13 protein-coding genes, 3 tRNA genes and 4 rRNA genes are annotated in these 23286 nt (G+C 42.9%); 13 read left to right on the plus strand and 7 right to left on the minus strand.

Translation table 11 applies throughout. The features are described 5' to 3' along the window. Positions 1 to 114: 114 nt before the first annotated feature. From xylB to argE, 4 genes are all read right to left on the minus strand, one after another. Complete coding sequence (gene xylB / locus PING_RS01195) at positions 115 to 1566, minus strand: xylulokinase (RefSeq protein WP_011768650.1); 1452 nt, start codon at positions 1564 to 1566, stop codon at positions 115 to 117. Positions 1567 to 2261: 695 nt separating this feature from the next. Continuing rightward, positions 2262 to 2498: a sulfurtransferase TusA gene (tusA, locus tag PING_RS01200; RefSeq protein ID WP_011768651.1), complete on the minus strand. Its 237-nt coding sequence runs from the start codon at positions 2496 to 2498 to the stop codon at positions 2262 to 2264. 170 nt (positions 2499 to 2668) lie between these two features. Further along, positions 2669 to 5305, minus strand: a complete 2637-nt coding sequence (gene ppc / locus PING_RS01205) for a phosphoenolpyruvate carboxylase (RefSeq protein WP_011768652.1) — start codon at positions 5303 to 5305, stop codon at positions 2669 to 2671. Positions 5306 to 5448: 143 nt separating this feature from the next. Continuing rightward, positions 5449 to 6597 carry an acetylornithine deacetylase gene (argE, locus tag PING_RS01210; protein ID WP_011768653.1) on the minus strand — a complete coding sequence of 383 codons (1149 nt, stop codon included), beginning with the start codon at positions 6595 to 6597 and terminating at the stop codon, positions 5449 to 5451. A 524-nt stretch (positions 6598 to 7121) separates the two neighbouring features. On the opposite strand from argE, the gene argC reads away from it, so the two are divergent. The 5 genes from argC to argH all read left to right on the plus strand — a co-directional run bounded on the left by argC (position 7122) and on the right by argH (position 13119). After that, positions 7122 to 8132, plus strand: a complete 1011-nt coding sequence (argC, locus tag PING_RS01215; protein ID WP_041765746.1) for an N-acetyl-gamma-glutamyl-phosphate reductase — start codon at positions 7122 to 7124, stop codon at positions 8130 to 8132. A 15-nt stretch (positions 8133 to 8147) separates the two neighbouring features. Beyond that, positions 8148 to 8930, plus strand: coding sequence for an acetylglutamate kinase (argB, locus tag PING_RS01220; protein WP_011768655.1), 783 nt, complete (start codon positions 8148 to 8150; stop codon positions 8928 to 8930). A gap of 23 nt (positions 8931 to 8953) precedes the next feature. Further along, positions 8954 to 9862 carry an ornithine carbamoyltransferase gene (locus PING_RS01225; RefSeq protein ID WP_011768656.1) on the plus strand — a complete coding sequence of 303 codons (909 nt, stop codon included), beginning with the start codon at positions 8954 to 8956 and terminating at the stop codon, positions 9860 to 9862. 24 nt (positions 9863 to 9886) lie between these two features. Further along, positions 9887 to 11095 carry an argininosuccinate synthase gene (locus PING_RS01230; RefSeq protein WP_011768657.1) on the plus strand — a complete coding sequence of 403 codons (1209 nt, stop codon included), beginning with the start codon at positions 9887 to 9889 and terminating at the stop codon, positions 11093 to 11095. Positions 11096 to 11238: 143 nt separating this feature from the next. Then, entirely contained in the window at positions 11239 to 13119 is a 1881-nt protein-coding gene (argH, locus tag PING_RS01235) for an argininosuccinate lyase (protein WP_011768658.1), read from the plus strand. 48 nt (positions 13120 to 13167) lie between these two features. Here argH and PING_RS01240 read toward each other — a convergent pair whose 3' ends face one another. Continuing rightward, the gene (locus PING_RS01240) at positions 13168 to 13707 is read right to left on the minus strand and encodes a gamma carbonic anhydrase family protein (protein WP_011768659.1); all 540 of its coding nucleotides are present in this window, start codon (positions 13705 to 13707) and stop codon (positions 13168 to 13170) included. A gap of 598 nt (positions 13708 to 14305) precedes the next feature. Between PING_RS01240 and PING_RS01245 the strand changes: the two genes are divergently transcribed. The 8 genes from PING_RS01245 to PING_RS01280 all read left to right on the plus strand — a co-directional run bounded on the left by PING_RS01245 (position 14306) and on the right by PING_RS01280 (position 21694). Continuing rightward, positions 14306 to 15852: ribosomal RNA gene (locus PING_RS01245) — 16S ribosomal RNA — on the plus strand. 202 nt (positions 15853 to 16054) lie between these two features. Continuing rightward, positions 16055 to 16131 (plus strand) — tRNA-Ile (locus PING_RS01250). Between the two features lie 50 nt (positions 16132 to 16181). After that, positions 16182 to 16257, plus strand: a tRNA-Ala gene (locus tag PING_RS01255). A 512-nt stretch (positions 16258 to 16769) separates the two neighbouring features. After that, positions 16770 to 19661: ribosomal RNA gene (locus PING_RS01260) — 23S ribosomal RNA — on the plus strand. Positions 19662 to 19862: 201 nt separating this feature from the next. Continuing rightward, positions 19863 to 19978 (plus strand): 5S ribosomal RNA (gene rrf / locus PING_RS01265). An 82-nt stretch (positions 19979 to 20060) separates the two neighbouring features. Next, positions 20061 to 20176: ribosomal RNA gene (gene rrf / locus PING_RS01270) — 5S ribosomal RNA — on the plus strand. The 16S, 23S and 5S rRNA genes sit together here with 3 tRNA genes alongside, the layout of an rRNA operon. 8 nt (positions 20177 to 20184) lie before the next feature. After that, positions 20185 to 20260, plus strand: a tRNA-Thr gene (locus tag PING_RS01275). Between the two features lie 183 nt (positions 20261 to 20443). Continuing rightward, a complete protein-coding gene (locus tag PING_RS01280) occupies positions 20444 to 21694 on the plus strand; it encodes a tyrosine-type recombinase/integrase (RefSeq protein WP_011768660.1) in 1251 nt (416 codons plus the stop codon). A gap of 223 nt (positions 21695 to 21917) precedes the next feature. Here PING_RS01280 and PING_RS01285 read toward each other — a convergent pair whose 3' ends face one another. Then, positions 21918 to 22472 (minus strand): hypothetical protein, encoded by a 555-nt coding sequence (locus tag PING_RS01285; protein WP_011768661.1) that lies wholly within the window; start codon positions 22470 to 22472, stop codon positions 21918 to 21920. Positions 22473 to 22556: 84 nt separating this feature from the next. Next, positions 22557 to 23276 carry an SIR2 family protein gene (locus PING_RS01290; RefSeq protein WP_011768662.1) on the minus strand — a complete coding sequence of 240 codons (720 nt, stop codon included), beginning with the start codon at positions 23274 to 23276 and terminating at the stop codon, positions 22557 to 22559. Positions 23277 to 23286 lie beyond the last annotated feature (10 nt).

The following is a 23286-nucleotide window of genomic DNA, read 5'->3' on the forward strand; positions in this document are numbered from 1 at the left end:
AAGTCTAGAATATCCTGACCTAGGGGTTAGCGTATTAACATAATCGCGGTGGTTTTTATATTGCCAAGTAAAGCATTAATGATTATCAATGCCTTACTTATTGGAAGTATTGATTTAAAAAATATCCTTTAATTGGACATAAATTTTTTGAAATTTTTCGCGCTTCAGTGCATAAGCCGCATGCTTTCCAATATTGGGAAGATGAGTTTGAATCAGTCTTGGAACGGGGCAAACTTCTGAAAGTTTTTCTTGTCCTGCTAACCCTAGGCGAGCAAGTCGCGCAGCACCTAATGCGGGTCCCACATCCCCACCAACTCGATAAGCGAGCTTTTTATTGAAAATATCAGCTAACATTTGGCGCCAATAAGCACTTTGTGCGCCGCCACCAATTAATGAAATCTCTTCCGGCTCGACGCCTGTTGCATGGAGTGCATCTAAGCCATCAGCTAAAGCAAAACCAACCCCTTCTAAGACGGCTTGAGCTAACTCTGCACGTTTAGTCGCGTGTGTCATACCAAAAAATACACCTTTAGCATCAGGGTTGTTATGCGGTGTACGCTCTCCAGACAGATAAGGAAGAAAAATCACTTCTGAATTTAGATCAGCATCCGCTTCAACCTCGGCAATCATCTCAGGAACACTTGATGCTCCCGTTAATTCTGCGACCCAGGTTAAACAAGAAGCGGCACTTAATATCACGGACATTGTGTGCCATGTTGCTGGTAAGGCATGGCAGAAGCTATGTAATGCTGATTCTGGGTTTGCGCTGAAACCATCACTAACGGCAAAATATACCCCGGATGTTCCAAGTGAAAGCATCGCTTGTCTGGGCTGGGTAATACCCACTCCAATTGCGCCCGCAGCATTATCACCAGCCCCTGCAACGACGGGGACACAAGGCATCCCCCATTCATTAGCAAGCTCTTTTGATAAGGTGCCTGTGATTTGGCTACCTTCATATAATTTAGGCATTTGCTGACGGGTTAACCCTGTTGCCGCTAGTAGTTGAGCATTCCAATCCCGTTTTGCCACATCAAGCCACATAGTGCCTGCCGCATCCGACATGTCGGATGCAAAATCTCCCGTCATGCAGTAGCGCAGATAATCTTTTGGCAGTAATACCTTCGCTATCTTAGCGAAGCATTCCGGCTCGTTTTTTTGTACCCATTTTAATTTAGGGGCGGTAAATCCCGGCATCATAATATTGCCGGTAATATCCCTGCTTGTTGGTACTAACTGCTCCATTTCGAGGCATTCTTCCGCGCATCGTCCATCATTCCATAAAATAGCAGGACGAAGGACTTTGCCATTGTCATCCAGTAATGCAGCACCGTGCATTTGTCCTGCTAATCCAATCGCACTAACATTAGATAAGCTGATATCTTTGGCGAGTGCTTTAATTGCTTGATTGGTTGCGCTCCACCATTCTGCCGGATCCTGCTCTGACCATAGTGGTGCAGGTCGTGACACCGATATTGAGACAGTTTTTGTTCCTAAAATAAGTCCACTTTGATCAACTAAAATGACTTTTACTCCAGACGTTCCAAGATCAATACCAATAAACATACAAGGTTCCTTTTCTATATAATATAAAATTGCTTCATTTTATATTATTTATAAAGCGAAGAATGAGTCTTTATATGAGAAAGACGATCTCTCTGCTTGGAATTTTCTCGCTTATCCTAGGATTCTACAATTATGTTTTTGATAGGGTCTTTCACTGATTTGATAATTGAGTCATCGATCACAAACTAAGTCGAGGTCCATGCGTTAGGCTTCGTTTTGTATTGATAAAACATTGTGGTACAAAATTGCCATAGTGCTGCCTCAACGTAATATAGAATCTGAGATATGTTAACAGCCCGAGGTATTAATGACTTTGGGCTTTTTTTATAGGATAACTTTTAATATTCAGTATAAGCACTAGTCAATAAGCTCCACTATTTTGCTGCATAGTGAATAAAATTCATGCCTATCAAACTGCCTAAACAGTCAGCGAGATCCTCCGCTAGTATCATTTCCTACACAAAATCAGCTCTATTATCATCCGATCACTAAAAATTTGATTTTTGGCTGTTTTGTTAAGAATAATTTAAAAAATGGGGGCAATGTGTAATAACCAACAACGAATAATTAAATCACATAATTGACCTGAGATCGGGTTAATTATTTAGCTGTTCAAGCACTAGGAGAATGAGATAACTAACGGAACAATAAGGTTGCTCTAGTCTTGTTTTAAAGCCACTTAGTATTTAAGGAATCTAAGCGCCTTTACGGATTAAATAGCGATAGGGTGCTTGTTGGATGTCAGCTTCAACTAAAGTGTGATCCATAAACCGGCAAAAACTGGGGATGTCTCGAGTCGTTGCCGGATCATCGGCAATAACGCTTAATAATTCTCCTTCCTGCATCTTTCTAACGGTCTTGCGGAGCATCATAACAGGCTCTGGGCAGCGTAAGCCTAGGGTATTTAATGCCTGTGTTTTCTCTTCGCTCATTGCAACTCTCTTGTTCAAGGGATTTTGTGTTAACTGTAAAATGCGCTAAATAGCGCACGGGGTATTATTATACCTGATAGCAGGGTGATAAATAAATAACTGTATTAACACTTATCTTATCAGGCAAAGAGCAGAAGGTGCTGGCCTTTAGCCTGCACCTTTTTTATTGCTTAACCTGTATTACGAAGTCCTGCGGCAATACCGGCAATAGTGACCATCAGTGCCTGGTCGACCACCGGACAAATTTCATCACCATTTTCACGTGAACGGTAAAGGAGCTCTGCTTGTAACATGTTGAGCGGATCAACATAAGGGTTACGCAGTGAAATAGACTCCTTAATCCAAGGCTGTTCCTGCATCAATTGATGATCCGGAATAGTTTCTAAAACAGTCTCTCGAGTGAGTGTGAGGTTATCACGTAAACGTTGTCCAAGTGGCCATAATTCTTTCGGCACAAGGCGTTCTTCGTAGAATTTAGTGAGTTCCTCATCCGCTTTTAAAAATACCATTTCAAACATTTCTAAACGGGTGTGGAAAAATGGCCAGTGTTGATACATCTCCTGAAGCAGCGGTTTTTTTCCTTCATTCAATAATGTTTTTAGTGAGGTACCTGCCCCAAGCCATGCTGGCAACATTAAACGATTTTGACTCCAGGCGAAAATCCACGGAATAGCGCGCAAGCTTTCTATACCACCGCTTGGTTTGCGCTTAGAAGGACGACTGCCTAGCGCTAATTTACCCAGTTCCACTTCCGGGGTTACGCTGCGGAAGTAGGGGACAAAATCTGGCTCTTCGCGCACAAAATGGCGGTATTCCTGACAAGACTGATCTGAAAACTGTTGCATTACATCACGCCATTCCTGTTTTGGCGCAGGTGGCGGCAGCAGGTTAGCCTCTAATACCGCAGCGGCATATTGGTTTAAACTTTGCACCGCAACTTTTGGTAAACCAAATTTAAAGCGGATCATCTCACCCTGTTCAGTGACCCGTAAGCCACCTTTTAAAGATCCCGGCGGTTGTGATAATAAGGCTTGGCGAGCCGGCGCACCACCACGACCTATTGTGCCGCCACGTCCGTGGAATAAAACCAGATTGATATCATTTTCAGCACTGAGTTTAACCAATGCCTCCTGCGATGTATATTGTGCCCAGTTGGCGGCTATCACCCCCGCATCTTTGGCTGAGTCGGAGTAACCTATCATGACATGCTGAATACCATTGATATAACCACGATACCAATCGATAGCAAACAAGCGTTTCATCACTGCTGCCGAGTTATTCAAATCGTCAAGCGTTTCGAATAATGGCGCAACAGGAATACGGAACGGACAGCCCACTTCTTTTAATATTAACTGTACAGCCAGTACATCGGATGCCTGGCGTGCCATAGAGATAATATAGATACCTAAAGCTTCAGGATCTGTTTGCGCAACAACTTTACAGGTATCTAATACTTCCTGTACTTCTGCAGATGGGTTCCACTGAGAGGGGAAGAGTGGTCGCTTATTGTTAAGTTCCTGCAGTAAAAAGGCCTGCTTGTCTTCTTCATTCCAGGCATTGTAATCACCAATGCCTAAGTAGCGGGTTAATTCCGATAATGTATTGCCGTGGCGTTCAGCATCTTGACGGATATCCAGTTTTAACAGGTTGATACCAAAACAGTTGAGGCGGCGTAAAATATCTAAAATTAAACCATTGGCAATGGAGTTCATCCCCATATTCTTAAGGGAGTGATAACATAAAAGCAGTGGTTCTTTTAACTGTTTGCTGGTGGTGATAATATCTTTTTCATCACTGCGCTGATTCTGCAAAGTGGCACTTAAAGATGCTAAAGTTTCTTTTAATTCCGAGCGCAATTTGCGTAAAATAGCACGGTAAGGTTCAGCCGCATTATCTCCAACCACTGATCGAAGAGCTGGATCGCAGTTATCCATTGATAACTCATCGGTGAGTTGGCTAATATCTTTAAGGTATAAACTAACCGCGACCCAACGGCTGGATAATAATACTTCCTGGGTTACTTTGGCGGTTACAAAGGGGTTGCCATCTCGGTCGCCGCCCATCCATGAGGTAAAGGTGATGGGGGACGCTTCAAGGGGTAATGATAAACCTAAACCGCTTTGTAATTCACTTTCCAGATCGCGAATAAATTGCGGAACAGCCTGCCATAAACTTTTTTCAATGGTCGCAAATCCCCATTTAGCTTCATCTACCGGAGTCGGACGCTTTTGGCGAATATCATTGGTATGCCAGGCTTGGGTGATTAACTGCTCTAAACGATTTAACAAAAGGTCGCGTTCTTTATCAGAAATATCGCTAATTTCTAAATAACTCAGACAGTCATTAATGGCGATATGCTTATGGATAAGTGTGCGCCGCGTTATTTCGGTAGGGTGAGCGGTCAGTACCATCTCCATTTTTAATTCATTAACGCTCTGCTGCATTTCCTGCTGCGATAAATTGGAATTTTTAAATTTGCTTATTAAATCTTTGATTGGCTCCGGTGCACAGACCCCACTGTCGCAGTGGCGAGAAATGCCATGAAACTGCTCAGCGATATTTGCCAGGTTTAGAAAGTGGGTAAAAGCACGCGCAACAGGGACTAATTCATCATCGGAAAGATGGGTCAACATGTCGATCAGTGCGACACCATCCTGTTGATTACCCGCACGGGAGGATTTGGATAGTTGACGGATAGTTTCTATTTTATCCAGAAACTCTTCACCGAGATGACCACCAATGCTTTTACCAAGCAGCTGTCCTAATAAACTGACGTTACTGCGTAAATTTGAATATTCTTCTGTCATATGCCCTCCGAATTAGTAATAAAACTACATAAAATCACATAAAAAAATAAAGTAACAACAATAAACTATCAGATTAAGGTCAGCAGTCAACGATCCATCACAAAATAAAGGTCTTTATTGGATCTAAAAACCTCATTAAGTAATTAAATTACACAATAGTGATTAATTAATTTTTTAATCACTTCTTTGGTTGGTTTGACAAAGGAAAGATCTAAATACTCATTTGGCTGGTGGGCCTGGCTTATGTGTCCCGGTCCTAAAATAATGGTATCGCAGCCGAGCTGTTGAATAAAAGGGGCCTCGGTACAGTAATTAGCGCTCTGTGCCGGGTTGCCGGTGAAAATTTCAGCGTTATTAATCAAGTCTGAATGCGCCGGGCATTGATATGAAGGAATGGGCTCATGCAAATGGTAAATCTCTACACTCTTCGGGTAGCGCTTTTCAATTTCAGACAAGGCCTGTTTGACGGTAATAAATAGCTCACTGGTGGTAATACCCGGAATAGGACGCATATCAATGTGCAGCTCACAGCAGCCACAAATTCGGTTGGGGCTATCGCCTCCACTGATTGCCCCAAAATTAAGAGTTGGATAGGGCACATCAAAGTGGGGATTGTGGTATTTTTCTTTAAACTGTTGCTGTACTTTTTTTAATTCCCCAATCACCAGATGCATTATTTCAATGGCGTTTAGGCCTTTATCCGGATCTGAGCTGTGTCCACTTCGGCCGGTAATGCGTATACCCTCGGACATATGGCCTTTATGCATGGTAACAGGCGCCATTCCCGTTGGCTCGCCAATCACGGCATAATCCGGGCGAAAAGTTTTTTGTTCGGCTATTTCCTGCGCACCGGCCATAGTGGTTTCTTCATCTGCGGTTGCTAAAATGCGCAGGGGTTTATTCAGCTTATTGATATCGATCTCTTTTAACACTTCAATAACAAAGGCAAAAAAACCTTTCATATCAATGCTGCCCAGACCATATAAGCGATTGTCTTTCTCCGTCAAGGTAAAAGGGTCGGTTGTCCACTTACCCGCGTCGTAGGGGACGGTATCCGTATGACCTGCGAGTAATAAACCCCCATCACCCTCACCGAGTGTGGCGATTAAATTGTATTTACCGGGCGCACTGCGGACAGCTTGTATCTCACTTTTAAAGCCCAACTCTTCTAACCAGCTGGCAAGCTGATTAATGACGTTTAAGTTACTTTGATCCCAGGATGGATCCGTTGAACTAATGGACGGTATCTTAATAAGATCTTTGTAGAGGTTTAAAAAAGTAGGTAAAGCCATAAGAGCACCTTTTAAAAAATAAAGAAAAGAGAGAGTAAGCTAACAGAAAAATATATTACACCCAAAGAATCATGAATGTTAAGAAAGTATTAATGTAATGACTCAGTACCTTTAATTAAGGTTAAGAGATAATGCAGTTGTCCTGCCAGAACTGAATTTGGGTTGATGCACTAAATAATACTTAGCTTTATTGTTAATTAGTTGCCAGAACACTATCATACAAAAATAAAATTTAGATATTATCAACCTGTCAATAATTAAAGTGACCAACAGCTATCAGGTTATTTCTTTCTCTATATTTTTCTGCTGTGTTTATTGGTCATTATATTTTATGGAGTAGCATTTATTACTGCTTTAATAAGCTATTTTTTTGGCTGCAAGGTTTAAAGTACAATACTAGTTAAGTAAGTATTCATTATTATTGCATAAATAATCAAATGTAATTAAAATGTCTTTCTCTCGGGAATATTTCTATTTATACTATTTTCCCTTTTTTTAATACCGCAAATGAAATGGAACTTCTTATGTTAAAAGCCATTATAGTGGGCGCAAGTGGTTATACGGGCGCCGAATTAGCAAATTTTTTAGTACGTCATCCGCATATTGAATTGGCTGGTTTGTATGTGTCGCCGGGCAGTCTTGATAAAGGCAAAAAGTTATCTGCACTTTACGGGCATTTATTAGGTGTGGTGGATTTACCTCTGCAGCCTTTGGGCAATGCTGATATTAAAACAGTATGTGCTGATATAGATATCGTTATTTTGGCAACGGCGCATGAAGTAAGTCATGATTTAGTGCCGCTTTTTCTTGCTCAAAATACTGCGGTCTTTGATCTCTCTGGTGCATTTCGTGTTCAAGAAGCCGGTTTTTACGATAAATTTTATGGCTTTACGCACCAGTATCCTGCGTTATTAGAAAAAGCCGTTTACGGTTTAGCTGAATGGAATTTTGAAGCCGTTAAGAAAACCGATTTAATCGCGGTACCGGGCTGTTACACCACCGCCTCTTTAACAGCATTAAAACCTCTGGTCGAAGCGGGATTAATTAAAGATAATACAAAACCCACTATTAATGCCACTAGTGGTGCCAGTGGCACTGGGCGTAAAGCGAGCCTCGCCAGTAGTTTTTGTGAGGTGAGTTTGCAGCCTTATGGGGTTTTTACCCACCGTCATAAACCTGAAATTGATCAGCATTTGGGGATGCCGGTGGTATTTACACCGCATTTAGGCAGCTTTAAACGCGGTATATTAGCCAGTATTAATGTGCAGCTAAAAGCGGGTGTGACCGCGCAGCAGGTTAATCAGGCTTACCAGAATGCCTATGCGGATAAGCCCCTTGTGCGTTTGATGGACGGGACTTATCCTGCCCTTAAAAACGTGGTGGGTACTCCTTTCTGTGATTTAGGTTGGGCTGTGGACGGGGAAGATCTGGTCGCTTTCAGTGCTATCGATAACCTTCTAAAAGGTGCTTCATCGCAGGCAATACAATGTATTAATTTACGTTTTGGTTTTGCTATCACCACTTCCCTTTTGTAAGCAGGATTTTTAAACATGACTCAAGCATTAAAACCTTTATTAATTAAGCTTGGTGGTGCAGTACTTGAAAATGAGCAGGCATTAGAAAATTTATTTTCAGCATTAACCGTTTATTTGCAAACTGAGCAACGACCTCTTCTTATTGTGCATGGTGGAGGTGTGATTGTTGAAGATGTGTTAAAGAAAATGAACATCGTTAGTTACAAAAAAGAGGGCTTACGCATTACCCCATTTGAGCAAATTCCTTATGTGGCCGGTGCTCTAGCGGGCACTTCAAATAAACTGTTGATGGCCAAAGCATTAAAGGCAGGTCTTTCTGCTGTCGGTTTATCGCTTGCGGATGGTTTTAGCTGTAAAGTCACTCAGCTTGATCCTGATTTAGGCGCGGTCGGTATTTGCAGTCCTAATAACCCTGCCCTGTTAAATACTTTATTAAAAGAGGGCTACTTGCCCGTTATTTCATCTATCGCTATTGGTGATGATGGACGCTTGTACAATGTCAATGCTGATCAGGCTGCGATAACGATTTGTGAACTGGTGGGCGCCGAGTTGCTTTTTTTATCCGATGTTGATGGCGTCTGGGATGCGCACAAGCAAGTTATTCCCGAGCTAAACACGCAATTAGCTGATAGACTTATTGCCGAAAAGGTAATCCAGGATGGGATGGCAGTTAAAGTGAAGGCTGCGCTGCAAGCTGCTGAGCAATTAGGTTATGTGATGCTGGCAAGTTGGAAAAATCCTGAAAATTTAGTATCATTGCTTGCTGGTCAGGCCGTGGGCACAAAGGTCGTGAAGTAGATCCTTTAAGTAGAGAGTCAGATATGAAAAATTTGCTAACAGGTATGGAAATGACTCAGCAACAGGCGTTAGATCTGATTGCTTTGGGAAAAGATTTAAAAGCTAATCCGGCTAAATACAGTCAAGCATTAGCGGGTAAAAGTGTTGTTACTTTATTTGAAAAACAATCTTTAAGAACACGTGTTACTTTTGATATTGGGGTTAATAAATTAGGCGGCCACGTTGTTTATTTAGATCAATCTAACGGTGAAATGGGCAGTCGTGAAGATGTTAAAGATTTTGCTGCCAATATTTCTCGCTGGGCTGACTGTATTGTAGCGCGTGTTTTTGACCACAAGACCTTAGTTGAAATGCAGGCTCATTCAAGTGTGCCGGTGATTAACTCATTATGTGATTTGTATCATCCATGCCAGGCCATGGCTGATTTTTTAACTATCGCTCAGCAGTATGACGATCTCTCTAAAGTGAAAATTGCTTATATTGGTGATGGCAATAATGTCACTCATTCGCTGTTTATTGCCGGGGCTATTTTAGGTGCTACCGTGACCGCGGTTTGTCCGGTCGGCCATAGCCCGGATGCGCAAATATTAAAAATGAGCGAGGAGATTGCCGCTAAAAATGGTGGTAGCATCCACGTCACTGATAATATTGAAGATATCAAAGGTTATGATGTGGTTTATGGTGATACTTGGCTTTCAATGGGTGATGATACACCGCTTGAACAGATCAAAGCTAAATTTATGCCATACCAAATCAATCAAGCATTATTAGATTTAACTGGTATTAAACACGTATTACATTGCCAACCAGCCCATCGTGGTTTAGATATCACCTCTGATGTGATGGATGGCCCTGCTTCGTTAATTTTTGACCAGGCAGAAAATAGAATGCACATTCAAAACGCTATTATGCTTACCTTAATTAACAAATAAATGCAGACGAAAGGAAAATAATCAATGAGTAAAGTTAAAAAAGTGGTACTCGCATATTCAGGTGGCCTGGATACTTCGGCAATCATTCCATGGTTAAAAGAGACCTATGATGATTGTGAAATCATCGCTTTTTGTGCCGATGTTGGTCAGGGCGCTGAAGAGTTAGTGGGATTAGAGGAAAAAGCATTAGCATCGGGCGCTTCTGAGTGCCATATTGTTGATCTGAAAGAAGAGTTTGTTAAGGATTATATCTATCCGACTATGGCATCGGGTGCTGTTTATGAGGGTACTTACCTGTTAGGCACCGCAATGGCGCGCCCAATTATTGCTAAAGCGCAGGTTGAAGTGGCACTTAAAGTCGGTGCTGACGCGTTATGTCATGGTTGTACCGGTAAAGGTAATGACCAAATCCGTTTTGAAAGCTGTTTTGCCGCATTGGCCCCTGAGTTGCAGGTGATTGCTCCTTGGCGTGAATGGGAAATGGAATCGCGTGAAGATTTACTTGATTACCTTGCCGAGCGTAATATCGAAACAACAGCAAGTGCGACTAAAATCTATAGTCGTGACGCCAATGCATGGCATATTTCTCACGAAGGTGGTGAGCTGGAAAATCCATGGAATGCACCAAGCAAAGGCGTTTGGACATTAACCGTTGATCCTGAAGACGCACCTGATAAACCTGAATACTTAACTATTAAAGTTGAAAATGCCCGTGTTGTTGCCGTTGACGGTGTTGAGCTTTCTCCCTATGACGCACTGATGCTGTTAAATGAAAAAGCGGCAGCGCATGGTGTAGGTCGTGTTGATATCACTGAGAACCGTACTGTTGGTATGAAGTCTCGTGGTTGTTACGAAACGCCTGGAGGTACCGTGATGGTAGCTGCGCTGCGCGGTATCGATGAACTCGTTCATGACAAACCAGCCCGCAAATGGCGCGACCAAGTGGGTCAGGAATTCACTCACTTAGTCTATGACGGGCGTTGGTTTACACCACTTTGCGGCTCTTTATTAGCCGCTTCTGAAGCATTGGCAAAAGATGTTAATGGTGAAGTCGTTGTTAAAATGTATAAAGGTCAAGTGACGGCAGAGCAAAAACGCTCTCCAAACAGCTTATATTCTGAAGAGTTTGCGACATTTGGTGATGATAACGTTTATAATCAAAAACATGCAGAAGGTTTTATCCGTTTATATTCACTTTCAAGCCGTATCCGTACCTTGAACAGTAAAAAATAAGCATTAAATCTGACATATTACAATTCCCGTCCTGTATTTTCACAGGGCGGGAATTTCTATTTTTATCTGTTTTTTTTTAAAGTATATAAAAATAGATTCTAAAAAATAGCTACAACAAACCAAGAAAGTGATGGAGCATCAAAATGGCATTATGGGGCGGACGTTTTAGCCACGCGGCAGACGTAAAATTTAAATTGTTTAATGATTCATTAAGATTCGATTATCGTCTTGCGGAACAAGACATTATTGGTTCAATAGCTTGGTCAAAAGCGTTACAAACAGTTGATGTATTAACCAATGATGAACAAAAACGCTTAGAAGCTGCGTTAAATGAATTATTAGTATCAGTTAAAGATAATCCTGAGCTGGTATTACAATCCGATGCCGAAGATATCCATTCTTGGACAGAAGGACAACTGATTAATAAAATCGGTGACTTAGGTAAAAAATTACATACGGGTCGTAGTCGTAATGATCAGGTTGCAACGGATTTAAAGCTTTGGTGTAAAAAAAGAGCACAGGAATTAGTTGTCCATCTGGATGCATTGGAAGCCAAGCTCATCGAACTGGCACGTATTCACCAGGGGGTTGTTCTACCGGGTTATACACATTTACAACGCGCACAACCGGTGACATTTTCGCACTGGTGTTTAGCCTATTTAGAAATGTTAGAGCGTGACCATGATCGTTTGGAAGGCTGCCTTGAACGCCTTGATACTTGTCCTTTGGGCAGTGGCGCATTGGCAGGAACAGGCTATGCAATAGATCGCACCGCATTAGCACACTCTCTTGGATTTAAACGTGCGACGCGCAACAGCTTAGATGCTGTTTCCGACCGCGACCATGTTGTTGAGTTGATGAGCTGTGCAACGATGTCCATGATGCATATGTCGCGCATGGCAGAAGATCTGATCTTCTATAACAGTGGTGAGTCAGGATTTATTGAGATGTCTGATTTAGTGACGTCCGGATCATCATTAATGCCGCAAAAGAAAAATCCTGATGCAATGGAATTGATTCGTGGCAGAACCGGCCGTGTATTTGGCTCATTAGCGGCTATGTTAATGACGCTTAAAGGTCTGCCGCTTGCTTATAACAAAGATATGCAGGAAGACAAAGAAGGTTTATTCGACTCTCTGGACACTTGGGGAGACTGTTTAGAAATGGCAGCAATGGCCTTAACCGATCTTAAAGTGAACGAAGAACGCACCAAAGAAGCAGCCCAGGGCGGGTATTCAAACGCCACTGAACTTGCTGATTACCTGGTTGCTAAAGGCATTCCATTCCGTGAAGCACACCATATTGTAGGTGTTGCCGTTGTCGGGGCGATTGAGAAGGGCATACCACTGGAAGATTTAACGGTCACCCAATTTAAAGAGTTTTCTTCTGTGATTGAAGATGACGTTTATCCGGTATTGACGCTCGAAGCAACACTTGCCGCACGTAAAGCACTCGGTGGTGTTTCACCTGAGCAGATTGAATATGCACTAACGGAAGCAGAACAACGCTTAGCAGATCGTGATACATCGGGCATTGTGATAAGAGCGGCTCGTTTAACAGACATCGATCGTATTGAAGCAATGGTTAACCACTTGGCTGATACAGGCGAAAACCTTCGAAGAGATAAGACCGACTTAGCGGAGTCAGTGGCTGAATTTGCAGTAGCTGAAATAGATGGCAAAGTCACGGCCTGTGCTTCAGTGCATATCTATGATACCGGTTTAGCCGAAATTCGCTCATTAGGTGTAGAGCCTGGTTTTGAACGCCGTGGTCAAGGTAGCGCATTAGTGGATTTCTTAGTTAAACGTACAGAAAAACAAGCGATCAAGCGTCTATTCGTATTAACACGCATGCCAGACTTCTTTATGAAGCTTGGTTTTAGTCCCGAAAGTAAGACTACGATGCCGGAAAAAGTCTTAAAAGATTGTTCAATGTTTGTGAGTGAACATGCAAGTGATGAAAAGGCACTAGAGTTGAATTACAAAACAAGTATGTTGCTCCATAAAGGAATGAGCAAAATTTAAAATAACCTATCTATTTGTTCCCACGTTTCTGCGTGGGAACAAATAATGTTAACCCTGAGCAATATACTCATTTTTTAGTGTGACATAATGCGCTGCAGAACGTGGCAGAAAGGCAAGTTCATCATCAGTTAATTTACGCGCCGCTTTAGCGGGAGAGCCGATATAAAGGTAACCTGATTCAAGATGCTTATTTGGCGGAACTAATGCACCGGCGGCTAAAATAACATCATCATCAATTTGTGCATTATCTAATACTATAGCGCCCATACCAATTAAAACCCGATTACCAATCCTGCAGGCATGTAACATAGCTTTGTGACCGACGGTGACATCGTCCCCAATGATTAAAGGATATCCATCAATGCTTGCTTCACCTGCGCGGGCGACATGTAATATCGATCCATCCTGAATATTGCTGCGTTTACCTATCGTTATAAAGTTAACATCTCCCCTTACAACGCACATTGGCCAAATATTGACATCATCACCTAAAGTGACATCGCCAATAATAGAAGAAAAAGGATCAATATAAACAGAATCGCCAAGAACAGGAAAAGAATTTTTGTAACCGCGTAATACAGGAAGCATAATAAACCTCAATAAATAAATAAGAAAACAAACTATACGGCAAAATCATGTGGGTAATAAAGCAAAGTTTGTGGATAAGTTGTTTGTAAGGCGTGTATAAAAACTAATTGCAAAAACAGGCTGTTTTATGCAAATAAACCCTTGCCAACGTTAACAAAATCCCTATAATGCGCCCCACGGAAACGGGAAAGACGCAAGTCAAACCGGTTACTTAGAACGAAAGAGATTAAGTTTTTAATAACGTTAAACGTTGATTAAAAACATTAAAAATAATCATTGACATCGTTTGCAGGTAGCGTAATATATGCACCTCGCCGAAAGGCACGCTCTTTAACAATTTAATCAAACAATCTGTGTGGACACTTATTGTTGATGTGATTTCAAAAAAATCAAAGTCCTTTCTTGTAAAGGCAGTAACTTTTTACTTCGTAAATAGCTTACTCATCAATAAAAGTGACACACGAATAAATTTATTTATTCAGAATAATAAGTTATTCATTATTTTTATACTGAAGTTTTTATACTTAGGTGTTGAGATAATAGTAATTAGTTTTAGTCAGTTATATTGAGTCGCAGCGCAAGCTGCAAATTAAACTTTAAATTGAAGAGTTTGATCATGGCTCAGATTGAACGCTGGCGGCAGGCTTAACACATGCAAGTCGAACGGTAACAGAGAATAGCTTGCTATTTTGCTGACGAGTGGCGGACGGGTGAGTAATGCTTGGGAATTTGCCTTGTTGCGGGGGACAACAGTTGGAAACGACTGCTAATACCGCATAATGTCTACGGACCAAAGGTGGCCTCTATTTATATGCTATCGCGACAAGATGAGCCCAAGTGGGATTAGCTAGTTGGTAAGGTAATGGCTTACCAAGGCGTCGATCCCTAGCTGGTCTTAGAGGATGACCAGCCACACTGGAACTGAGACACGGTCCAGACTCCTACGGGAGGCAGCAGTGGGGAATATTGCACAATGGAGGAAACTCTGATGCAGCCATGCCGCGTGTGTGAAGAAGGCTTTCGGGTTGTAAAGCACTTTCAGCGAGGAGGAAAGGGTATTGGTTAATATCCAATATCTGTGACGTTACTCGCAGAAGAAGCACCGGCTAACTCCGTGCCAGCAGCCGCGGTAATACGGAGGGTGCGAGCGTTAATCGGAATTACTGGGCGTAAAGCGCGCGTAGGCGGTTAATTAAGTCAGATGTGAAAGCCCAGGGCTCAACCTTGGAACTGCATTTGAAACTGGTTAACTAGAGTTTTGTAGAGGGTGGTAGAATTTCAGGTGTAGCGGTGAAATGCGTAGAGATCTGAAGGAATACCAGTGGCGAAGGCGGCCACCTGGACAAAGACTGACGCTGAGGCGCGAAGGCGTGGGGAGCAAACGGGATTAGATACCCCGGTAGTCCACGCAGTAAACGATGTCTATTAGAAGTTTGTGGCTATATGCCGTGGGTTTCAAAGCTAACGCATTAAATAGACCGCCTGGGGAGTACGGCCGCAAGGTTAAAACTCAAATGAATTGACGGGGGCCCGCACAAGCGGTGGAGCATGTGGTTTAATTCGATGCAACGCGAAGAACCTTACCATCCCTTGACATCCAGAGAATCTGTTAGAGATAGTAGAGTGCCTTCGGGAACTCTGAGACAGGTGCTGCATGGCTGTCGTCAGCTCGTGTTGTGAAATGTTGGGTTAAGTCCCGCAACGAGCGCAACCCTTATCCTTAGTTGCCAGCACGTAATGGTGGGAACTCTAGGGAGACTGCCGGTGATAAACCGGAGGAAGGTGGGGACGACGTCAAGTCATCATGGCCCTTACGGGATGGGCTACACACGTGCTACAATGGCAAATACAAAGGGTTGCTAGCCTGCGAAGGTATGCGAATCTCATAAAGTTTGTCGTAGTCCGGATCGGAGTCTGCAACTCGACTCCGTGAAGTTGGAATCGCTAGTAATCGTGGATCAGAATGCCACGGTGAATACGTTCCCGGGCCTTGTACACACCGCCCGTCACACCATGGGAGTGGGCTGCACCAGAAGTCATTAGCTTAACCCTTCGGGGATGGCGATGACCACGGTGTGGTTCATGACTGGGGTGAAGTCGTAACAAGGTAGCCCTAGGGGAACCTGGGGCTGGATCACCTCCTTACGTAAAGAGACACATCAGTTAATTCGCTTGCGGATTGACACATTAGAGACTTGCTTGCAAGTGCTCTGCAGTACAAGCCTTTCGGCGATTTTGCTTTGCAAATTCACCTTCCGGCTCAAGTTTTTGCTTTGCAAATACTTGATGAGTGTTCACACAGATTGTTTGATTAGAATGTATAGAGAGTATAGATAGACCTTATGCTGGGTCTGTAGCTCAGTTGGTTAGAGCGCACCCCTGATAAGGGTGAGGTCGGTAGTTCAAATCTACTCAGACCCACCAAATCGTTGATTTGGGAACGCATGACAGAGTCTATTTATACACAACATGTCGGGGCTATAGCTCAGTTGGGAGAGCGCCTGCCTTGCACGCAGGAGGTCTGCGGTTCGATCCCGCATAGCTCCACCACTTATTTTAAAAAATAAGTATCCGACATGAACCTCTTTTTGAGGAGAGGCTTAAGATAAATTATAAAATTTACCTTAAGCTTTTTTTTACTAAAAAGTTTGCTCTTTAACAATTAGGAAAGCTGATAAAAGTTCTTTTTATCACACAAAAACAATGGCACTCAAGTGTTGATTGGTGTGATAAATTAAACGAAAAGTTTGTATTTCACACAGTGAAATATAAACAGTTCTCGTTTATTAACACTTAGGTGTTAGTAAATGAATCAAGCAAAAATAAATATTATTCAAACTGATACTTTGGATAATATACGTATCTATTGAGTGATTGTTAATTCAATTATTCTTAGGTGCACGAAAAACGAATGTTGTTTTTTGTATTGTAAAATATGAGAAATCGCAAGCGTCTTGGAAACTCAAATAAATACAAAATCTAGATTTTGTTGTCTTATGTGTTTTTTGAATGTTATTAACATTCATAAAAACGCTTAAAGTGACACCTTTTAGGTGTTGTATGGTTAAGTGAATAAGCGTGCACGGTGGATGCCTAGGCAATTAGAGGCGATGAAGGACGTGGTAATCTGCGATAAGTCCAGGGGAGTTGATAACAAGCGTTATATCCTGGAATTTCCGAATGGGGCAACCCGGCACTTAGTGTCATCGTTAAGTGAATACATAGCTTAACGAAGCGAACGAGGGGAACTGAAACATCTAAGTACCCTTAGGAAAAGAAATCAACCGAGATTCCGATAGTAGCGGCGAGCGAAATTGGAACAGCCCTTAAGCTGTTTAAAAGTTAGTGGAAGGCTCTGGAAAGTGCCGCGATACAGGGTGATAGCCCCGTACACAAAAACTTCTTTACAGTGAAAGCGAGTAGGTCGGGACACGAGAAATCCTGACTGAATATGGGGGGACCATCCTCCAAGGCTAAATACTCCTAATTGACCGATAGTGAACCAGTACCGTGAGGGAAAGGCGAAAAGAACCCCTGTGAGGGGAGTGAAATAGAACCTGAAACCGTGTACGTACAAGCAGTAGGAGCGGACATTGTGTTCCGTGACTGCGTACCTTTTGTATAATGGGTCAACGACTTAATTTCAGTAGCAAGGTTAACCAAATAGGGGAGCCGTAGGGAAACCGAGTCTTAACTGGGCGAATAGTTGCTGGGATTAGACCCGAAACTTGGTGATCTAGCCATGAGCAGGTTGAAGGTTGAGTAACATCAACTGGAGGACCGAACCCACTAATGTTGAAAAATTAGGGGATGACTTGTGGCTGGGGGTGAAAGGCCAATCAAACCAAGAGATAGCTGGTTCTCCTCGAAAGCTATTTAGGTAGCGCCTCGTGTATCACTGTTGGGGGTAGAGCACTGTTTGGGCTAGGGGGTCATCCCGACTTACCAACCCCATGCAAACTCCGAATACCAACAAGTGCAATCACGGGAGACACACGGCGGGTGCTAACGTCCGTCGTGGAAAGGGAAACAACCCAGACCGCCAGCTAAGGTCCCTAAGTATATGTTAAGTGGGAAACGATGTGGAAAGGCTCAGACAGCTAGGAAGTTGGCTTAGAAGCAGCCATCTTTTAAAGAAAGCGTAATAGCTCACTAGTCGAGTCGGTCTGCGCGGAAGATTTAACGGGGCTAAACATATCACCGAAGCTGCGGATGCTTATTTATAGGCATGGTAGAGGAGCGTTCTGTAAGCCGTCGAAGGGAAAGGTGTAAACCATCCTGGAGGTATCAGAAGTGCGAATGTTGACATGAGTAACGATAAGGGAGGTGAAAAACCTCCCCGCCGGAAGACCAAGGGTTCCTGTCCAACGTTAATCGGGGCAGGGTGAGTCGACCCCTAAGGCGAGGCCGAAAGGCGTAGTCGATGGGAAACGGGTTAATATTCCCGTACCCTTTATTATTGCGATGGGAGGACGGAGAAGGCTAGGTGGGCCTGGCGATGGTTGTCCAGGTTCAAGTGCGTAGGCGGGAGACTTAGGTAAATCCGGGTTTCTTTTAACGCTGAGACACGATGTCGAGTCACCAAGGTGATGAAGTCATTGATGCCATGCTTCCAGGAAAAGTCTCTAAGCTTCAGATAATAGAGGATCGTACCCCAAACCGACACAGGTGGTCAGGTAGAGAATACTAAGGCGCTTGAGAGAACTCGGGTGAAGGAACTAGGCAAAATGGTACCGTAACTTCGGGAGAAGGTACGCCTCCGACGGTGACGAGACTTGCTCTCTAAGCTGTTGGAGGCCGAAGATACCAGATGGCTGCAACTGTTTATTAAAAACACAGCACTCTGCTAAATCGTAAGATGACGTATAGGGTGTGACGCCTGCCCGGTGCCGGAAGGTTAATTGATGAGGTTAGACTTAGGTCGAAGCTTTTGATCGAAGCCCCGGTAAACGGCGGCCGTAACTATAACGGTCCTAAGGTAGCGAAATTCCTTGTCGGGTAAGTTCCGACCTGCACGAATGGCGTAATGATGGCCATGCTGTCTCCACCCGAGACTCAGTGAAGTTGAAATCGCAGTGAAGATGCTGCGTCCCCGCGGCTAGACGGAAAGACCCCGTGAACCTTTACTACAGCTTAGCAGTGAACTTAGAGCCTACATGTGTAGGATAGGTGGGAGGCTTTGAAGCGTTGTCGCTAGATGACGTGGAGCCAACCTTGAAATACCACCCTTGTATGTTTTGAGTTCTAACCATGGCCCCTGAATCGGGGTTTGGGACACTGTTTGGTGGGTAGTTTGACTGGGGCGGTCTCCTCCTAAAGAGTAACGGAGGAGTACGAAGGTTGGCTAATCACGGTCGGACATCGTGAGGTTAGTACAATGGTATAAGCCAGCTTAACTGCGAGACAGACACGTCGAGCAGGTACGAAAGTAGGTCATAGTGATCCGGTGGTTCTGAATGGAAGGGCCATCGCTCAACGGATAAAAGGTACTCCGGGGATAACAGGCTGATACCGCCCAAGAGTTCATATCGACGGCGGTGTTTGGCACCTCGATGTCGGCTCATCACATCCTGGGGCTGAAGTCGGTCCCAAGGGTATGGCTGTTCGCCATTTAAAGTGGTACGCGAGCTGGGTTTAGAACGTCGTGAGACAGTTCGGTCCCTATCTGCCGTGGGCGTTTGAGAATTGAGAGGAGCTGCTCCTAGTACGAGAGGACCGGAGTGGACGAACCGCTGGTGTTCGGGTTGTATCGCCAGATGCATTGCCCGGTAGCTACGTTCGGAATCGATAACCGCTGAAAGCATCTAAGCGGGAAGCGAGCCTCGAGATGAGTTCTCACTGGAGCTTTAAGCTCCCTAAAGGGCCGTTGGAGACTACAACGTTGATAGGCAAGGTGTGTAAGTGCAGTAATGTATTGAGCTAACTTGTACTAATTACCCGTGAGGCTTAACCATACAACACCTAAGACGTGTTGAGTTGCAGTAGACGCATAGTGGGTCAGTGAATGTTATTAACATTCCCTCTGATTAAGCTAAGAGTTGAAACAACAGTATCCAAGACAAAGAAAAAATATGCTTGCGAAACATATTTTACAAAAATTAATGCTTGTATCAAAACACAGAACAATAAACAGCTTTTCTAATTAACTTTTTATGCTTGGCGACCATAGCATTGTGGTACCACCTGATCCCATTCCGAACTCAGCAGTGAAACGCAATTGCGCCGATGGTAGTGTGGGGTCTCCCCATGTGAGAGTAGGTCATCGCCAAGCGCCTAATTCTTTTGAAGAATAGAAACCTCAGTTATAAACTGGGGTTTTCTAATTTATAATTATAATAATTTTAAGATTTTTTTCTGATGACAATAGCGCTGTGGTACCACCTGATCCCATTCCGAACTCAGTAGTGAAACGCAGTTGCGCCGATGGTAGTGTGGGGTCTCCCCATGTGAGAGTAGGTCATCATCAGATCCCCTTTTGCTGATATGGCTCAGTTGGTAGAGCGCACCCTTGGTAAGGGTGAGGTCGGCGGTTCGAATCCGCCTATCAGCACCATAACTTCTTTTTTGACATCCCACAACGTCCCAGCAAGTTTTTAAATCCATTATTTATTAATAACTTACCTCAACTTGAGCATTTTAGTGTCCCGTAGCGTCTCTAATAGTACCGTGACATCTACTGTTTAAAGTAATACCATAACTAATACCACTCAAACCCAAAAAATGCTGGTATTACTTCATGGCTAAAACCACACCACTTTCAGACACCCAGATTAGATTAACCAAAGCTAGCGATAAGGTAATTACTTTATCTGACGGTGGCGGCTTACAGCTGAGAATCAAACCAAATGGTTCTAAGCTGTGGCAGTTACGTTTTAATAAGCCGATTGAGAAAAAACCTGCATTGATGGGTTTTGGTGCTTATCCCGCTATTTCGTTAGCTAATGCTAGAAAGTTACGCGAGGCTGCCAATGAGTTATTAGCACAAGGTATTAATCCCAAAGCTCAGCGTGATAGTGAAATTAAAGAAAAAGAACTAATTCTAAACAATACATTTGAAATGGTTACGGCTGCTTGGATAAAGCTTAAAGCGTCAGAAGTAAAGCCGGATTCATTAAAAACTATTTCTACCACGCTTACTAATCATATCCTGCCTCGTATTGGTAAATGCCCAATAACAGAAATTACAGCGCCTATGGCCATTGAAGCGCTTAGACCGATAGAAGCCAAAGGTAACCACGAAGTTATTGCGAGAGCTTGTCAATACCTCAACCAGATCATGCGCTATGCAACTAATCTTGGCATGATCCATTCCAACCCTTTAACTGGTATTAAAGGGGTATTTATGACTAAAAAGATCACGAACAACCCACATGTAAAGCCTGAAGAACTTCCACAGTTACTAATGGCTATTGCTACTGCCAATATTAAGAAAATAACACGCAACCTAATTCTGTGGCAGTTGCATACAATGACTAGACCCGCTGAAACTGCACTAGCACAGTGGAATGAAATAGATTACGAAAATAATTTGTGGATTATTCCTGGTGAGCGGATTAAAACAGGTATGACTCATCAGATCCCACTCACTGTACAGACATTGGCGATACTTGAAGCTTGCAAGGTGATTAGTGGTAATTCGGACTATATTTTCCCTGCAGATAGAAACCCTAATGCTCATGCAAATAAAGCCAGTGCAAACATGGCATTTAAACGTATGGGCTATCAAGGTAGACAGACAGCACACGGTTTGCGTGGTTTAGCGAGGACAACACTTAGTGATAAAGGCGTCGCATACGAGCCTTCCGAGGCTTGTTTGTCACATAAAGTAGGTAATTCAGTTAGCCAGTCCTACAATCACTCCACGTACCTTAATCAACGAATAAAAATAATGGCGTGGTGGAGTAATTACATTGAAGAAGCTTCTTATGGAAATATTTCAATGGCAGGCAGCAAAGGCGTGAAGGTTGTTGGGACTGATCAAACATGATGTACATATATTAATATTAAAAAATACCTGTAAATCTCGTTTTTATTTCTCATTCAGTGGCATGAAACCTGAGTCGCTAAGGGGCACATTGCGCCTTAGAGTTTTTGCACTTTTTATCTGTTGAGATCACCCCATTTACGGTCGCTTTCTCCCAATACCGAGCGTAAAGGCCTATCCATCTTATAACTAGACTTTGTTCCGTTTGAGCGCCTTGTATGACCATTTACTCATGATAATGGACAAAATCATTTGCACGACTATGACACACACTTAATGATACAAGCCTATTTGAAAAAACAACACCATATCTAAACACGAGAGACTTATGGACTGCATTTACATTATCAATGCCTAGATCAAGTTCAATTACTTCACCTTGCATTGACTTCTTGATGTTATTACTCTCTAATTTTCCATTAACCATTAATTGGATGATTTCTAATTCAGGAGCACAGAAAATAATTTGATTGTTTGCTGTTGCTAAAAAATAACCTTCTACCCATTCCCATTCAATGTCAATTTCTCCATCATTAACACAGTCTCTTCCGTTAATAGATGAAGCGAACTCATTAGCATTTTTGTGATAAAAAATGAAAGGATCAGTTCCCAGATAAGTTATATCGTAACTTTTAACTTTATCGTTGCGTTTCCAGTTATTTCCTTTGTCTGGTGTCACAACACACTTATCTTTTAGATATGTAGAAATCTCATCCAAATTAAGCTTCAGATAAAATACAGTCAACTTTCCTTGAATATCTTTCTTTTTCTTCGAAAACATATTGAATCCCATTGGGTCTAACGCCTACATAAACGGCGCTCGTAGGGTGTCCAGCCAGCTTACTGGCGATGGTTGATGCACTTGTTAGGCACTTAGGACTCCGATATCACATAGTTCCCTAGCGCCGCGATTAATCCATTCATTGAAGCCCTCGTTAACAAACTTGAATTTTGCATCTGGAAGATGCCGACTAATCTCACTGGAAACTTTTTCAGCTTGCTCTCTGTTTGGATTAACCAGTAGCCAATTTGAACTTGCTACTGGCATTTCTGATCCGCAACGACCTAATGCTACTAAGGTATACCTATCGATTACACACTCAAAGGACATTCCGACGACCACGAAAATACTAGATTCTAAAATAATATTAAAAGCTTCGTTACTCTCAAACCACATCTCCCTTAGCTCAGGCTCGTCAGATTCAAGTAATATCTTTGATCTTAAATCTTCAGGTGTATCTTCGACTGTGCCATTCAAGTGATAAACATGTGAATTCATACCAAATGCATCAGGCACAGCTGCTTTAGACTCACACAAACTCGACAATTCATTTTGCAGTAGGCAATCCCAGTTTGTAGTTACAAAACGATGGAAATATTTGCTAGTAGTACGCTTCTCTAAAATACGAACCAACTTACTATAGGGCTCAGAGTTAACTTTTTTCATAGCCTGCGGTAACTTTTCTTTAATTATCGATATTTGAGATTCTCTATTGAGCTTTCCTTCGGAGTTACTAAGATCCCAATCTAGACCGCAAGCGATCGATGCACCTCGACCAATCAGCCATACCACTTTTGATTGCACGTGCTCTCCC

The organism is Psychromonas ingrahamii 37 (assembly GCF_000015285.1).
Lineage (GTDB): Bacteria > Pseudomonadota > Gammaproteobacteria > Enterobacterales > Psychromonadaceae > Psychromonas > Psychromonas ingrahamii.

Coding starts and splice junctions, on each gene's coding strand:
- xylB (WP_011768650.1), bottom strand. CDS start 1,566: ATGTTTATTGGTATTGATCTTGGAACGTCTGGAGTAAAAGTCATTTTA.
- tusA (WP_011768651.1), bottom strand. CDS start 2,498: ATGAGCGAAGAGAAAACACAGGCATTAAATACCCTAGGCTTACGCTGC.
- ppc (WP_011768652.1), bottom strand. CDS start 5,305: ATGACAGAAGAATATTCAAATTTACGCAGTAACGTCAGTTTATTAGGA.
- argE (WP_011768653.1), bottom strand. CDS start 6,597: ATGGCTTTACCTACTTTTTTAAACCTCTACAAAGATCTTATTAAGATA.
- argC (WP_041765746.1), top strand. CDS start 7,122: ATGTTAAAAGCCATTATAGTGGGCGCAAGTGGTTATACGGGCGCCGAA.
- argB (WP_011768655.1), top strand. CDS start 8,148: ATGACTCAAGCATTAAAACCTTTATTAATTAAGCTTGGTGGTGCAGTA.
- PING_RS01225 (WP_011768656.1), top strand. CDS start 8,954: ATGAAAAATTTGCTAACAGGTATGGAAATGACTCAGCAACAGGCGTTA.
- PING_RS01230 (WP_011768657.1), top strand. CDS start 9,887: ATGAGTAAAGTTAAAAAAGTGGTACTCGCATATTCAGGTGGCCTGGAT.
- argH (WP_011768658.1), top strand. CDS start 11,239: ATGGCATTATGGGGCGGACGTTTTAGCCACGCGGCAGACGTAAAATTT.
- PING_RS01240 (WP_011768659.1), bottom strand. CDS start 13,707: ATGCTTCCTGTATTACGCGGTTACAAAAATTCTTTTCCTGTTCTTGGC.
- PING_RS01280 (WP_011768660.1), top strand. CDS start 20,444: ATGGCTAAAACCACACCACTTTCAGACACCCAGATTAGATTAACCAAA.
- PING_RS01285 (WP_011768661.1), bottom strand. CDS start 22,472: ATGTTTTCGAAGAAAAAGAAAGATATTCAAGGAAAGTTGACTGTATTT.